Annotated in this window: 18 protein-coding genes; 3 read left to right on the top strand and 15 right to left on the bottom strand. The window is 33.1% G+C overall.

The features are described 5' to 3' along the window. Window positions 1-99: 99 nt before the first annotated feature. The 7 genes from BK011_01500 to BK011_01470 form a co-directional block, all read right to left on the bottom strand. Window positions 100-696, bottom strand: coding sequence for a hypothetical protein (locus tag BK011_01500; protein ID AUD64414.1), 597 nt, complete (start codon window positions 694-696; stop codon window positions 100-102). A gap of 66 nt (window positions 697-762) precedes the next feature. Further along, on the bottom strand, window positions 763-1,137 hold the full coding sequence (locus BK011_01495) for a 50S ribosomal protein L7/L12 (protein AUD64413.1): 375 nt from the start codon (window positions 1,135-1,137) through the stop codon (window positions 763-765). Between the two features lie 24 nt (window positions 1,138-1,161). Continuing rightward, entirely contained in the window at window positions 1,162-1,650 is a 489-nt protein-coding gene (locus BK011_01490; GenBank protein AUD64412.1) for a 50S ribosomal protein L10, read from the bottom strand. 143 nt (window positions 1,651-1,793) lie between these two features. Then, a complete protein-coding gene (locus BK011_01485) occupies window positions 1,794-2,483 on the bottom strand; it encodes a 50S ribosomal protein L1 (protein AUD64411.1) in 690 nt (229 codons plus the stop codon). Window positions 2,484-2,552: 69 nt separating this feature from the next. After that, entirely contained in the window at window positions 2,553-2,978 is a 426-nt protein-coding gene (locus BK011_01480; protein ID AUD64410.1) for a 50S ribosomal protein L11, read from the bottom strand. Window positions 2,979-3,104: 126 nt separating this feature from the next. After that, on the bottom strand, window positions 3,105-3,461 hold the full coding sequence (locus BK011_01475; GenBank protein AUD64409.1) for a hypothetical protein: 357 nt from the start codon (window positions 3,459-3,461) through the stop codon (window positions 3,105-3,107). A 61-nt stretch (window positions 3,462-3,522) separates the two neighbouring features. Beyond that, entirely contained in the window at window positions 3,523-4,224 is a 702-nt protein-coding gene (locus BK011_01470) for a hypothetical protein (GenBank protein AUD64408.1), read from the bottom strand. Window positions 4,225-4,379: 155 nt separating this feature from the next. On the opposite strand from BK011_01470, the gene BK011_01465 reads away from it, so the two are divergent. From BK011_01465 to BK011_01455, 3 genes are read left to right on the top strand one after another with little or no spacing between them, the layout of a single operon-like run. Beyond that, complete coding sequence (locus BK011_01465; protein AUD64407.1) at window positions 4,380-5,213, top strand: hypothetical protein; 834 nt, start codon at window positions 4,380-4,382, stop codon at window positions 5,211-5,213. 60 nt (window positions 5,214-5,273) lie between these two features. Next, the gene (locus BK011_01460; protein ID AUD64406.1) at window positions 5,274-6,581 is read left to right on the top strand and encodes a hypothetical protein; all 1,308 of its coding nucleotides are present in this window, start codon (window positions 5,274-5,276) and stop codon (window positions 6,579-6,581) included. Window positions 6,582-6,585: 4 nt separating this feature from the next. Further along, entirely contained in the window at window positions 6,586-6,918 is a 333-nt protein-coding gene (locus BK011_01455) for a hypothetical protein (GenBank protein ID AUD64405.1), read from the top strand. Between the two features lie 120 nt (window positions 6,919-7,038). Here BK011_01455 and BK011_01450 read toward each other — a convergent pair whose 3' ends face one another. The 8 genes from BK011_01450 to BK011_01415 all read right to left on the bottom strand — a co-directional run bounded on the left by BK011_01450 (window position 7,039) and on the right by BK011_01415 (window position 15,853). Next, entirely contained in the window at window positions 7,039-7,578 is a 540-nt protein-coding gene (locus BK011_01450; protein AUD64404.1) for a transcription termination/antitermination protein NusG, read from the bottom strand. Then, a complete protein-coding gene (locus tag BK011_01445) occupies window positions 7,575-7,994 on the bottom strand; it encodes a hypothetical protein (GenBank protein ID AUD64403.1) in 420 nt (139 codons plus the stop codon). Before BK011_01445 ends, BK011_01450 begins: the two co-directional genes overlap by 4 nt. A gap of 237 nt (window positions 7,995-8,231) precedes the next feature. Next, window positions 8,232-8,747, bottom strand: coding sequence for a hypothetical protein (locus BK011_01440; GenBank protein AUD64402.1), 516 nt, complete (start codon window positions 8,745-8,747; stop codon window positions 8,232-8,234). A 4-nt stretch (window positions 8,748-8,751) separates the two neighbouring features. Then, window positions 8,752-9,444: a 23S rRNA (guanosine(2251)-2'-O)-methyltransferase RlmB gene (locus BK011_01435; protein ID AUD64401.1), complete on the bottom strand. Its 693-nt coding sequence runs from the start codon at window positions 9,442-9,444 to the stop codon at window positions 8,752-8,754. Between the two features lie 99 nt (window positions 9,445-9,543). Next, window positions 9,544-11,988 (bottom strand): hypothetical protein, encoded by a 2,445-nt coding sequence (locus BK011_01430; GenBank protein AUD66111.1) that lies wholly within the window; start codon window positions 11,986-11,988, stop codon window positions 9,544-9,546. Between the two features lie 193 nt (window positions 11,989-12,181). Next, window positions 12,182-12,571, bottom strand: coding sequence for a hypothetical protein (locus BK011_01425; GenBank protein ID AUD64400.1), 390 nt, complete (start codon window positions 12,569-12,571; stop codon window positions 12,182-12,184). Beyond that, window positions 12,572-13,885 (bottom strand): cysteine--tRNA ligase, encoded by a 1,314-nt coding sequence (locus BK011_01420; GenBank protein ID AUD66110.1) that lies wholly within the window; start codon window positions 13,883-13,885, stop codon window positions 12,572-12,574. Window positions 13,886-14,020: 135 nt separating this feature from the next. Next, entirely contained in the window at window positions 14,021-15,853 is a 1,833-nt protein-coding gene (locus BK011_01415) for a hypothetical protein (protein ID AUD64399.1), read from the bottom strand. Window positions 15,854-15,903: the final 50 nt, after the last annotated feature.

Below are 15,903 nucleotides of genomic sequence, written 5' to 3'. Positions count from 1 at the left end.
GTCTTTGGAAATCACGTATTTTCATTGTTTTTACATACAAAAAAACAATATTATGCATTTAAATATATTATCATATATTTTGTAAATAGTCAATCAAAATTATTGCTTAATCGATAAAAGAATCCAATACCCTTTTTCTTTTTCTAGAACTTCGCAGTTAGAAAATAGATCAAGCAATTTCTTATATGTTGACGGAGCACCTTGTTTCTTTTGTATAACGCAATAAAAATGCCCACCATCGTTTAAATGTTCATATGCTTGTTCATAAAGTTTGAACACGGTTTGTTTGCCTGCACGAATGGGTGGATTTGTTACTATCAAGTCTGCGGTAATGTCACAATTGTCGAATAGATTACTTACCATTATTTGAGCATTAGAAATTTGATTGAGTTTTTTGTTTTCTTTTGCAAGATCAATCGCTCTTTCATTAACATCATACATATAGATATTTTTATCAGCATGAGCTTTTGCGAGATATAAACCGATAGGTCCATATCCACAGCCCATATCAACGATGTTTTTCATATCATTTGTGACTTCAATATTTTTGAGTAAAACATGCGTTCCAAAATCTAGATGTTCTTTACTAAATACACCTCGATCAGTTAGCATAACAAGTTTGATGTTATTGATATAAAAATCTTTTTTTCTAATGTCATGTTCTAGTTGATTATCTTCTTTAAAATAGTGACTCATGAGACCCCCTGAAACAGCGAAAAAACCCGAGAACTATTCTCAGGTTACTTTTCACTTTTTTAGAAATTATTTAACTTCAACAGTTGCACCAGCATCTTGTAATTGAGTCTTTAATGCTTCTGCGTCTTCTTTCTTGATCTTTTCTTTGATCACTGCGTCTGCAGTTTCAGTTAATTTCTTAGCATCTGCTAATCCTAAACCTGTAACTTCACGTACAACTTTGATCACTGCGATCTTGTTTGTTCCAAAGTTCTTAAGGATTACATCAAATTCTGTTTGTTCTTCAACAGCTGCTGCACCTGCACCTGCTGCTGGAGCTGCTGCTACTGCAGTTGGGTCAATACCGAATTCTTCTTTTAAACCATCTACTAATTCTTTGATTTCTAATAATGTCATTTCTTTTAAAGCTTCAATAAAAGCTGCTTTTGTTAATTTAGCCATTTTTTAATTTCCTCCTATTTTTTCTTATGCTTCTTCGCTTATCATGTTAAGACCAATTGCTAATTCTCTAATTGGGGTTAACATACCAACTGCTAACATTGTTAACATCGTTTCTCTTGATGGCAATGTAGCTAATTCATTTAACATATCTAAGTCTGCAAATTTACCTTCTACGATACCTGACGCCATTTTAACAACTTTGTTATCTTTAGCGAAATCGTAAACAATTTTTGCAGGAGCAACAACATCATCATAGCTGATTGCTAAAGCTTTAGGTCCAACAAAAGTGTCAGCTAATGCTTCGTATCCAGCAGCAATCGATGCTCTTCTAGTAATGTTGTTTTTGTAAACAGTAACTTCACAGTTTGCTTCTCTTAATTGTCCACGTAACTTAGTGAATTGTTCCACTGTTAATCCTGGATAATCAAAAGCAACAACTGTTGCAGCGCGCCCTAGCTTGTCTGTTAACTCGCGTACGGCTTCTGCTTTACGTTCAATACTTGCTTTTTGCATGAAATGCCTCCTTTTATAAAATAAAATCTCTCAAATGCCAAAAGACAAAAGAGAGAGTAAATGTATAATCTCACCTCGGTAGGATATTAAGTCTTTTGACCCCTACTGTCTTTGGCATCATTTAATTGTTTAATACTTTAGTGTTATTTTAAAGAATCTACTGAAACTTTAACACCAGGTGCCATACTTGAAGTAATTGTGATATTCTTCATGTAAACACCTTTAACCGTTGCTGGTTTGATTCTAGCAAGTGTGTTGTATAAAGTTTTGAAGTTTTCAACTAATTTTTCGTTATCAAATGATATACGACCAATTGGTGCATGAATGTTTCCAACTTTGTCAACACGGTACTCAATCTTACCATTTTTGATTTCATTCACAGCTTTAGTCACATCCATAGTAACAGTTCCTGTCTTAGGGTTTGGCATTAAGCCTTTAGGTCCTAAGATACGACCAAGTTTACCAAGTTGAGCCATCATATCTGGAGTGGCAACCATGACATCAAAGTCAAACCATCCACCAGCGATTTTTTGAATTAATTCAGCATCACCGACATGATCTGCACCAGCTGCTTCAGCTTCTTTAGCTTTTTCACCTTGTGCAATTACAACAACTCTGGAAACTTTACCTGTACCATGAGGTAATACAATAGCGCCTCTTAAGTTTTGTTCAGCTTTTCTTGGATCAAGATTTAAGCGGAATGCTGCTTCTACAGTAGCGTCAAACTTAACAAATGAGGTTTTCTTGACTAACTCAACAGCTTCGTTAACATCATACTTTTGAGTTTTGTCAATAAGCTTTGCTGCTTCTAGGTATTTCTTTCCTCTTTTCATATTCTTCCTCCTAAAATGTGGTCTAGCGGGATATCCTCCCACAATTTAGATAGCTAATCATCTAAATTTTTAATCTACTACTACGATACCCATATTGCGTGCAGTACCTTCAATAATTTTCATTGCTGCTTCTACAGTGTACGCATTTAAGTCAGGCATCTTCTTTTCTGCAATTTCTTTGACTTGAGCTTTTGTGATTGTTGCAACTTTATCTTTCTTAGCGTTACCTGATCCAGATTTAATGTTTGCAGCTTTCTTTAATAAGTCGCTTGCAGGTGGGGTTTTTGTAACAAATGTGAATGTACGATCATCGTAAACTGAAATCACAACTGGAACAACAAATCCCATTGAATCTTTGGTTGCTTCGTTAAATTGTGAACAAAATGCTGGAATGTTAACTTGTGCTTGACCAAGTGCTGGACCGACTGGTGGAGCTGGGTTAGCTTTTCCTGCTGGAATTTGTAATTTAACTACTTTTACAACTTTTTTTGCCATGAGACACAACCTCCTTCTTTACATAAGTATGTGGTATGAATTTCATTCTTCCACTATGGTGTGTTTTCACACGCGATATAATTCTATCATTAAGTGGGGTAAAAGTCAACAAAAAACTTACTTTAATTATTTAATTCTTGCCCCAAATGGAAAGAGTGCTAATTTAGCCAGTTTAATCCATTGTAAAGCAAACGGAATACCAATAATTGTGATTGCAAAAAATGCTGCAATCGTTACATATCCAATTGCCATTTCCCAACCAATAATGACTGCCCACAATATATTAGCAATCGGGTGTTTATCTATATTAAGTTCTGCATCTTTTCCAAAAGGTGTTAGAACAAGTTCTGCAAATTTAAAACATTGTCTTGCAAACGGAATACCGATAATCGTTATCGCTAATAAAATACCTAATATAACCCATAAAATACTCGCGATAAATCCTCCAAAAATAAACCATATAATATTACCTAAAAATCTCAAGATATCCCTTCTTTCTTAAAGATATTATAGCACGAAATAAAAATATAAAAAAGGACGCAGTTTAGAAACTACATCCTTCATCTCCACATGATTGATCATCATCTTGCCCACCAAGTGTTTTTACTGGATTATCTTCAAGCCATATTTGATTTAAAGCTTGTAAGAAGTATTCAGTTTGTTGCGCACCTGACACGCCATATTTTCGATTGATTACAAAGAATGGAACGCCTTGGACGCCCACTTGTCTGGCTTCTGTGATTTGTGCATTAACTTCATCTGCATAAGTATTCTCTTCAAGAATTTTTCTTGATTCTTTTTCATCTAAACCAACTTCTGATGCTAGTTCAACTAAAGTATCTATATCACTTAAGTTCTTACCATCAGTAAAATAAGCTTTCATTAATCTAGAAGTTAGTTTTTCTTCTAAAGTTTTGGTATTTGCATACTTAGCTAAACGATGTGCATCAAATGTATTTGTCATTTGAATGATATCGTAATTATAAGTTAGCCCAACTGATTTCGCGTTTTGTTCAAACATTTTAAATCTGTCTTTGGCTTGGCTAACAGTCATGTTATGACCTTTAGCAAACGCCTCATAAGCTGTTTTATCCATTGTTTTAGGCGCATAAGGATTCAGTTGATAAGCCTTATAAATAACCTCTACATCATTTTTGTGTTCAAATTTTTCTAGTGCTTGCTCAAATCTTGTTTTTCCGATATAACAGAAAGGACAAGCAAAGTCTGACCAAATTTCTATTTTCATAATATTACCTCCATCTCACTTCGATATTATAACAAATATTTTTAAAAAGAAAAGGTATTTTGCTTAAATTTTTTTATTTTTTTAAGTATTTGAGTAAATCACAATATTTACTTTATCTTCCATGATAAACTTTTAAATGAAAGTAGGTATGTTATATGAAAAATTATCACAATCATCAATCAATGCACTTTAAACATATATCATTGGTTGTTAACAATTTAAAACAATCACTTCATTTTTATCATGAAGTTCTAGGATTCTCTTATCACATCAAAGACAACAAAGCTGAACTTTATGCAGGTCAAAACGATTTAGTCACATTAATCGAAGATCCACACGTTAAAAAGACAATGGATGTTTATGGTCTGTATCATGTTGCGTTTCTACTTCCATCAAAAAAAGCATTCGCTAATCTTTTAAATAGATTGTTTATGCATCAATATCAAGCATCAAGCTTGACTGATCACGGGGTCAGCGTAGCAATTTATCTTGATGATCCAGATGGTAACGGTATAGAAATCTATATCGATAAAGATGAGACTTTATGGCCAAGAATAGATGGAAGTCTTCAAATGTATACTAAAGGATATCCATTAGATGATATTATGAACCATAAAGATGAATCCACTATAGAAACCATTGACACTCATACAATTATTGGACATCTTCATTTTTATGTACCATCCATAGATGAAGCTAGAAGTTTTTATGTAGATCTTCTAGGATTTACTGAAACTCAACTGTTTATGAACTCAGCATTATTCATCTCTGATAACGGATATCACCATCATCTAGGGCTCAATACATGGTTAAGACAGGCTAGATTAAGAGCTGAACATGAGCCCGGATTACAATCTTATAGCTTATATTTACCTAAAGTGGCATTTGAAAGATTATCTCTAAAATTGAAGGGAAAAATGCTGGACATCAATCATCTTAAAGACCCTTTAGGTCATTCTATCGATATAATTACGAACAAAAGTGAATAAATTCACTCAGGGCGATAAAATCGCCTTTTCTTTTTTTATCTTTCTTTTTATAATAGAATCATGGACCCTATCTTACTCAAATATAAGTTTAGAGATCTCTTAGCCTTCGCTGCGATGCAGGGTAAGGATGTCTATGAAAATGAACTGAATAAACTTTCAAATTTGAAAGCCTATCGAAAGCCAAAACTAACCATTCAATCCATCTTTCAAACATACTGGCCCATATTTAAACCTTTGTTTATCGATAGACTAAGACCTGCCATCATTTCTAATGTTGAAAAAATGATTGACTGTAAAAATTTATCTAAAGGACATCTTTTTTTCGAGTGTCCTTCTTGTGATAACTTTCATCTCCAAGGTTTATCTTGTCATTCTAGATTTTGTGTTTCTTGTAACCAGAACTATCGTGAGAAAAGAACGATTGCTGTTCAATCAAAACTTTTAGATGTCCCTCACCGTCACTTCGTCTTTTCTATCGCTAGAGAACTTAGAGATTACTTTAGAATTTATCGGGGGCTTTTTGATGTCTTTTTCTCATCTGTTAATGAAGCGCTTCAAGCACTTGTCTTTTCATCAAAGATTGCAGTTAAAGAAGATCGTAGACTTGGTCTCATTGCTTTTCTTCATACCTTTGGGCGTGATCTTAAGTTTAATCCTCATATTCACGTTTTGGTTGCTGAAAGAACGCTCGATCTCAATCAAAACTTGCGAAAGTTTTCTTACTTTCATTTTGAAAAACTTAGACTTTACTTCCAACTTGCTTTACTTAGAAATATCTCAAATTACTTAAAGGTCCACGCGAGTAAGGACATCTATAACCGCTTCAATCGTTTGAGATCTTCTCTCATCTCAAAATATAAGAAAGGCTTTTATGCACATGGTCCAAAACTTAAAGATTATGGTTTTCTGAATGCTGCGAAAAAAGTTTCTGATTATATCACACGTTATGCTTCACGTCCTGCAATTTCTGAAGAACGTATTTTGAATCTCGATACTTCTACCCATATGATCACTTGGACCTATGATCCTCATGAAGATGATGATAAATCAGAAGATGATCCTTCATTTCTTGGTAGACAAACCATCACTGAACATGTCTTTAGGTTTATTGCCAAACTCATCGTTCACATTCCAGATGAGCACTTTCACACCATTCGCTATTTTGGTTTCTATGCAAATAAATCAAAGAAATCGGTCGCTACTTTCAAAAAACTACTTTCAAATGCTTCTATTAAACTCAAACGTTCTCGCTCAAATTGGATACATATGCTAAAATCAATTTATAAGTATCATCCCATCTTATGTTCATGTGGCCACATCATGAAACTTAATCTAGATTATTCTTTACTAAGAGACCCCGGAGGTTAAACCTATGCCAAAATATTTTAATACCATCAAATTGAAAATTTCTGATGAAGAGAAAAAACTTCGCTTAGAAGACTATCGCTATGCCCTTCAAAACGGCTTTTACTTTGGACCACCTGTTGATATCCACGATTTTATGAATAAAGATATCTTTGATGAATTCGTTCGTTTTAAATGTCTTGTTTGTGGCACTGAACATGTTGAGGAATATGATATCTTACTAGAAATTTGGGATGAATCTATTTCTGATTATCCTAAAATATACTGTGAAAACTGTGGGAAAGAATCTTCTGTACCACTTGATGTTTATCATAAACAAACCTTAAAGGTTTTTAGATAATTGTTTTGACTTATATCTTACTCACCCACATAACTGTGGGGTTTTTGTCTATTTTGATTTTTAGATTTGAAAATAGAATTTCCTATTAAGAGAAAAATAAAAAAGCCTTTCGGCTTTTTTTTATAGTTCTTTAACTTCGTTTGCGTCAAGTTCAGTTGGAGTTGCTCTACCAAATAAATCGATATCTACTACCACTTTTTCTTGATCGTTATCTACAGATTCAACTTCACCTTTAAGGCCAATATATGCACCTGCGATAATTTCAACTTTTTTACCAATTAAATGATCATATGTTGGTTTTTGAATAATACCAACCTTAAGTAGGATTTGGTTAATTTCATCTGGTTGAAGTGGTACTGGTTTTGTACCTCCACCTGATGAACCTAAAAACCCTGTAACACGTGGCGTGTTTCTTACAACGAACCATGATTCGTCAGTAACAATCATTTCAACAAATACATATCCTGGAAAAAGTTGTCTTACTTTTTCTTTTTCCTTACCGTCAGCTTTCTTTTCTATAACTGTTTCTTCAGGTACAACGATTCTAAAGATATAATCGCTCATACCCATACTTTCTACACGTCTTTCTAAGTCAAGTTTGACAGCATTCTCATACCCTGAATAGGTTTGAATAATATACCATCTGACCTTTTGACTCATAGAATCCCACCTAATAAGCGGATGATTAAGATATTATATAGAAGAATAACGCCAGTTAATATGAATAAGAAAATTAAAACTCTAGTTGCATTATCTAAGAACTTAGGCCATCTTGCCCATGTAATTTTTTTAAGTTCTGGTAATGCTGGTATAAAGAATGGGTAAATAACAAGTGCTAAACCAAATAATGAAATGACGAATAATACCCATGCAAAGATTAGGCCGTTATTGCCTTCACCTAAAATAGGGAAACCTTCTCTAATTTGTAACAAAGTATTACCACTAATAATCATTAATGCTAAAGCAGCTGAAATGATTGCGAGTACACCTAATAACAAATTCTCCCATTTATATTCTGTAGTTAGAACTTCTATTAATTTACTTTTTTGTTCTTCATTTTTTTGTTTGATTGCCATATAAGCCTCCTATTTACTTTCTTTATGTAGTGTATGCTTATTACATCTTGGACAAAACTTTTTGATTTCAATTCGCTCTTTTTGTGTTTGTTTATTTTTTGTCGATGTGTAATTTCTGCTCAAGCATTCAGAGCACACTAATATAATCTTTTCACGCATTAAAAAACCACTCCTTGTGGTCATTTATAGCAAGTGTATTTTAACACTTATAAATGACTTAGTCAACACTATTATTTATTATATCATATTTTTATATTTTTCTTTGATACGAAAAATTGCATTATATATTTTTTTTGGTTCACATGACATTTGTTTTGATATTCTTTTTACAGCTTGTTTTTCGATAAAATAATACTGAAAGATTTCTTTTTCAAAATCAGAGCATAAATCAATCATTTCATCGTGTGATGTTGATTCATGATATGAAAAACATTCCATAAAATTAGAGTCTTCGTATAATTGATACTTTGGAAGTTTTGAAATCATTTGATAAAAATGTCTTTTTAAAATTAATTCAAAATATCGAGTGAAAGTTTTGTTTTTAGATTCATCAAAGGTCAGTGCTGCTTTATAAAGCATTTGAATCCCTTCTTGGAAAAAATCATCGTGCTCTTTTTGATCGATATGCATCAAATGAACACACTTCCAAATGAATTTTTGATATTTTTGATAGAGGAAATCAAAAGCGATTGTGTCAGCTTGTGTTTTAATTAAATAAACAAGCTCATAATCGTTCATGATTTTGTAGTACATAAATCTATAGAATCTTATACATCATCAGTGCGGCTGCAACACTAACGTTTAATGAATTGATTTTCCCATACATTGGAATTTTCACGAGTAAATCACAATGTTTTTTAACAAGCGGTCTCATACCCGAACCTTCATTACCCATAACAACAGCAATCGATTGATCTTTTGGTATGTCATCATAGGTTTGGTTAGTATTTCCATCAGTTCCGACAACTAATACACGGTGCTGTTTTAAGATCTCGATGGCTTGATTGATATTAGAAACTAAAATGACTTTAACGTGTTCAATCGCACCTGATGAAACTTTTGCAACAGTCTGATTCAAAGGCACTTGCCCTTTTTTACTCATAATAATACCTGTAAGATTGGTTGCTTCTGCTGTTCTCATGATTGCGCCTAAATTATGAGGATCTTCAATACCATCTAAAATGATAAATTTTTGTCTTTGGCTTTGATCTAAAATAGGTTTAAGTTCGTATGTCTCATAATCTTTAACATTTGCGACAATGCCTTGGTGAACAGTACTTCCAGCAAGCGAGGATAATTTTTCCTTAGATACTTTCTCGTATCTAATACCTTTATCCTCCAAAAATGTTAAAAACTTATAGTCACTAAATTTTTGATCAATATAAAGATTGAAAATTGGTCTTGAAGAAAAAACAGCTTCTTTAATTACATTTTTTCCATATACAATCATCTTGATATCCCTCCAGGGTTATTATGATTTGAAAAGATTTATTAAGCCGTTAAATCTTTGAAAAAAACGGGAATGAAAAGGCGCAAAATGCGCCTTTTTTTATTGCATATCTGCTAATTTGTTTATAATTGTCTTTACGAATGTTTTTACCCAACCATACATATTCGTTAACACATACATCATTGGGAATGTTGCTTGTGCTAATACAATGAGTAATAGTATCTGTGGAACAGTTAGCGGTGCAGCAAACATAATATCTTGTTTAAAGAATGGTGCGAAATCAAAGAAGTGTGGTGTTAACAAGACTAGGAATAAGAAAATGCTGACCATTAAGAAGAATAGAGTTCTTCTCATCTTATTAAATGGTGTTGAAACTCGGTACAACACAGTTAATGAAGTTACTGTAGCTGAGATAACAATCAATGTTGACATGACGATTGTATCCATGTTGAGTGCATGTTCAAATCCAAATATAATTAAACTATTGATCATAACAACAAGTGCTCCAGGTAAAGCCGCTTTGATAATATTAGCTAGGAACTTACCTTTAACCTGTTTGTTATTAGGTTCTAATGCTAAGAAAAATGATGGAATACCAATAACCAAATAATCGATTAACACAAGTTGTGATGGACTAATTGGATAATAGCCAGATCTTACGATTGCTACAATAGCAAGCAAGAACGAAAATATCGTTTTTGTTAAGAATAATGTTGATACCCTTTGAACGTTATTAATCACTCGTCTACCTTCACTAACAACCTTAGGCATAGATGAGAAATTTGAATCTAGTAACACAAGGTGAGAAACGTTTCTAGCTGCTTCACTACCAGATGCCATCGCAATTGAGGTATCCGCTTCTTTTAAGGCTAAGATGTCATTAACGCCATCACCAGTCATCGCAACCGTACGGCCGTTATTTTTAAGAGATTCGATCAGTAATTTCTTTTGATGTGGAGATACACGTCCAAAGACTGTATATCTTGCGGCAGCTCTAACGACTTCTTTGTCGTGCATGCCTTCTAATGAAATAAACTTATCTGCATTTTCTATATTTGCTCTTTGTGATATACGTGATACTGTTTGTGGATTATCACCAGAGATTACTTTAACATCTACGTTATGAGATCTAAAGTATTCAATCGTTTCAATTGCATCTGGTCTAATGGTATCTTCAATCATAATCAGTGCTATAGGTTTCATTTTAGCTGGTATTTTATGATCAGCAATGTCTTCTTGGCTATGTGCAACAACTAATACACGATATCCTTCACCTGATTGCTTGTCAACATCTGAAGCAATTTGACTAAATTGTTCTTTGACAACAAACTCAGGTGCACCTATCGCAAACGTTCCATAGCGATCAAACTGTACTGCACTATATTTTCTAGAACTTGAAAATGGAATTAAATCTTTAAATCGATAACGTTTTGCAGTTCCAAAGCGCTCTTTTAATGCTTCAGTTGTTAAGTTTGTATCATTTTGAGCATTGATCATTGCTGATACAACGTTTTTAAGTGTAAGTCCAGTATCATTTTTATACTCAATAATACTTTTAACTGTCATCGTACCATCAGTGATGGTTCCTGTTTTATCAAGACATAATGTGTCAACTCTAGCAAGCATTTCAATACAGTATAGTTCTTGAACAAGTGTGTTGTTTTGTGCAAGTCTAATAACACCAACAGCCAAAGCCATAGATGTTAACAGGAATAATCCAGAAGGAATCATTCCAATCATTGCTCCTGCGGTCTTAATAACAATTTGTTGATACTCAACGCTTGTAATTTGTTCAGCAAATGTAATGCCAGGTGTCCAATCGACTTGAGACCACATAAGATAGAATAGTGTTGCTGCTAAAGGTAGTATTAATGCACCAACTGTACGAATAATAATCTTAAGTGATCCTAATAAATCAGATTCTGGTTTTTTATATTTTTTAGCTTGTGAAGTTAATTTTTGAATATAAATATCTTTACCAACTGCAGTGACTTGAGCATGGCATGAACCTGAGATGACATAAGATCCAGAATAAAGGGTATCACCTTTATGTTTAATGATCGGATCAGACTCACCTGTCAATAACGATTCATTAACTTCTAAAGTTCCATCTCTAACCACTGCATCTGCAGGAATTTGCTTTCCAGAACTCAAGAATAAGATATCGTCAATCACTACATCAGATACACCAATTTCTACATCATCGCTATCTCTAATAACGATAGCTGTTGGAGCCGATAATAATGATAGTTTATCAATAGTTTTTTTAGCTCTAATCTCTTGAATAATACCGATGGTAATATTTGCAGTAATAACGCCCATAAATAGAATATTTGTGACACTCGCGCCTACTGATATTAACCATCCAGCAATACCAAAGTTTAAAAAGTTAAAGAATGTAACGATGTTTGACGTGATAATGGTTGGGATACTTTTCGAACTACCAGTGTCACTAATATTTGCAAGACCTGCCATTTGTCTAAGTTCAACTTCTTCTAGTGTTAAACCTAATGTGACATCTGGATTATATCTTTCAACAACAATCTCATCTTTACTCTTTATCTTTTCGTCAACTTTAAGACTTTCTTTAGGCTCATCATCTAAAGGTACATGAAGTCCTAAAGGGTCCCCCTTCATTTTGATTAAATCTTCTTTAATCACTGTTTTGGGACCTTTTTGTTTCTTTTTATCATCAAGCAAAGCATCTAAGTCTTGCGATTGATTTTTATTTAGTTTTTTATCTACTGTTTTTTCCATTGGAATCTCCGCCCTCAATGTATATCATGGCTTTGGCGATAAGTTCATCGCATCTTTTTATATCGCTTAAATATAATCCACCAATCAGTGATTCAAATCCGGTAGCTTGATGATATACTTTTGCATCAATGTTTTTTCTACCGGGCCCACTTTGGTTTCTGCCCCTTTTATATAAAGTCATTTCTTCTTCATTTAACATTTCTTCTTCAATAAAATAAGTAATGATGTTTGACTGTGCTTCACCTTTGGTAAATTTAATCGCTTGTTTATGAAGCTGATTGACGTTGGTCAACCCTTTTGACAATAAATAATCTCTGATTTTAAGTTCATAATAAGCATCACCAATATAGGCAAGTGTTAATCCGTTCAATTACATCCATCCTCGTTTGTTTAATTCTTCTCTTAGGTGATCTGCTAATTGGAAATCTCTTTGATTACGTGCTTGTTCCCAATCGCGATACATCACTAACACTTCATCTTCAAGTGTAAATAGCGGCATAACACCTAATATATCTAAAATTCTTTCTACACTTTTGTAAAGAACTCCTAAACGTTCATTGTTTTTCTCTTTATTCATTTGTTTTAACACATCGTAAATGAGTGTCATCACATTTGGAATATTGAAATCATCATTCATGATGTTCTCAAAAGATGTCATGATATCCTTGTCTACATCATTCAGCTTAATATGTTCTAAATTCAGCATTAAAAATGCTTTTTTAAGTGTTCGTTTTATTTTATCATATTCTCTTGCAAATTGTACCATCAAATCTTCACTATAATTAATGGGTTGACGATAGTGATGATTAACCATAAGTAATCTAAATGCATATGGTTCATATACTTCAAGTAAATCTTTAACAAGTGTAATATTTCCTAATGATTTACTCATTTTCTCTTGATTGACATCAAGTCTGCCAACATGCATCCAGTATTTTGATAAATGATGATGATCATGTGCAACTGTTTGGGCAATTTCGTTTTCATGATGAGGAAACTTTAAATCTGTCCCACCACCATGAATATCAATTTCATGACCAAAAATCTCATGATTCATAACGGCACATTCAGTATGCCACCCTGGTCTACCTTTACCCCATGGGCTTTCATAGTTTAATCCATCATCCGTGTTTTTCCAAACACTAAAATCTCTTGGATCTTCTTTATCTTGATCAAGCTCAACCCTAACACCTTCATCAAGTTGTTCTAAGTTTTGCTTACTTAAGATACCATAATCTTTTACTTTATTTACTCTAAAATAAACCCCGCTTGGTGTTTGATATGCCATGCCCGCTTTTACCAAATCATCAATATACTCAATCATTGATGGCACGAAATCTGTAGCTTTAGGTAGTTCATCAGGGATAACACTCCCTAAAAGCAGTGTCATATCTAAAAATCTTTTTGTATATGTATCCGTGATCTCTTCTTCAGATACTTTTAGCTGTTTTGCCTTTTCGATAATCTTATCATCTACATCTGTGATATTTGAAACAAATTTCACTTGATACCCCAAATAAGTAAGATATCTTTTAACAACATCAAAAAAGATAATCGGCCTAGCGTTTCCTAAGTGGATATCTCCATAAACAGTAGGACCACAGACATACATGTTTACCTTTTGTTCTTGATGTGGTTTAAATGCTTCGATTTGATTGGAAAGTGTATTATAAATATTCAACATATGCATGCGTCCTCCTCTTTGTTTTATTATAATAAAAATATTGAAAAATAACAAGAAATCCACAAATAATCACATATTTTTGTGTATTGGCTTTATAAAAGAATAAACCACACATTTTGATGTGTGGTCAAAAGCCTATAAAACCTGCTTTCGCAAAGCTTCTAAAATCTCTACCATTGCCCATGTATCTTGTTTACAATACTCGAGCAACTCTTGATATTTTTGCTTAAAAGTCTTTTCATCCATATAAGGGAAATTAGCGTATGCAACCAATGCTTCAGTTCCATTTTTAATTGGCATACCGTCATATTTTAAGTTAGAGAAAATCGGTAAAACTTTCTTAATTGAGTAAGACCCATTCAAATCATTATGATAATAAAGTATGCCGTCCGCTTCGTCTTTATCAATGCCTAAATTGATAAAGAATTTTTTATTCCCTCGAACAAAATGCATCAAATCGACAAGTCTATCAACCATATCTAACAATCTTTCTTTATGCTCTGGAAATAGTTCTGCCATTTCTTTAAGTCTTGTTTGTTCAAAAGATTGATTATAGACCATAATTGATCCTCCATCAGGTTTGATAACATCTAACATACCTTCAACAAGTGCTCTTCTTTGGTCGTCGTGTGTTTTTGCGATAAATCCATAATTATCTAAATCTTTATCACAGACACCAGGTTCGTGTTCAATATGAATCGAATATTGGAATAGTGATTGCGTATATGGCTTCTCACCTTTGAATCTTGGAAGTGGACAAGGAAATGTTTCAAAATCCAAATGATAAATCGGGTAATTCAAAGATATGATGGCTTCCTTGATGAGATTTTTCTTCATATACGGAGTGTTCGTTTCAATCACTTCTCTTTGGACTTTATTTTTATCTCGATTAAGCCATGAATATGGTAAATCTGTAGCATGCACATAACCTTCATTGATTAGATCGTATAGTTCGTGTTTTTCACCAAACTCATCTTTAAATCCATGATGTCTATCAAAATAAGTAAATATTGAGTTTTTATCAGGAATATGACCAAAACAAATCGGATAAAAGATGCATTCTCTTGAATCTTTTTTTTGACAATGCTTTCCAAGTGGTACTGGATTGGCATCAAGTGTGTTTAACCTATTAATAACGATATCTGTATCCATCTCAAGTGTTGGAATCATTTTTTCTGTCAGTGATGTCACATCAATAAATGTGATGATATCATCACCATAAATCGGATGATTTTTTTCATCTACTTGTCCATCAAATATATACTCACTATTGAGCACACCTAAATAATACTTGACTTTCTTGTCCGACTTAATTGCAGCATCTAAAACATATCTTTGATATGAAATATCATAAACATATCTGCCTTCTTTAGAAAAACGATCCATAAGCTTAGCTATCTTGTCGTCATATGCTTTATTTGTTGGTAATCCTAGATCTTCTCTAAGCATGAGAATTCCTTCCGGTGATATCTCAAAAATAGATACTTTCTCATCGTCTATTTTGAACTGCATGTCTAAAAACTTCTTTGAAGTGGTTGCTTTAACTTCAAAAATACGAATGGCATCTTCATCTTCTTGATATCCATCTAAGAAACAGTATAAATGGAACCCTTCTTTTTCAAAAGAGAATCTTTTTTGCTTATATGTATCAAGTGCATATACAGTCTGACCTTTAAATCTCTTTTCAATGATCTGCCCACTGATGATTTCTATCTCATTATAATATTTAAGCATGGTTTCCATTTGTGGATCTGATTTTTCAAGTAAGTCTTCATCAGTTTCAGTATCATAAATTTGATCCAAAATCGGCATGATTTTTTCCTTATTTTCTATACTCATCAACTCATCAAGGTCAGCGTCCTTTGAAAAAGACACAATCGCTTGACTTTTTTCTCTATGAATTTCATCCAATGCAGCAAAACGATTGCATCTTAGATAATTGATAAATTTAGTTTTTGATATCAACATAAAACCACGCTCCTTTTATTCATTATAGCATGATTTTTATTAAAAAAAAT

The organism is Tenericutes bacterium MZ-XQ, assembly GCA_002838205.1.
GTDB lineage: Bacteria > Bacillota_I > Bacilli_A > Acholeplasmatales > Acholeplasmataceae > Mariniplasma.
The sequence above is the reverse complement of the archived record's forward strand: the minus strand, read 5'-3'. Positions and strand labels throughout refer to the sequence as shown.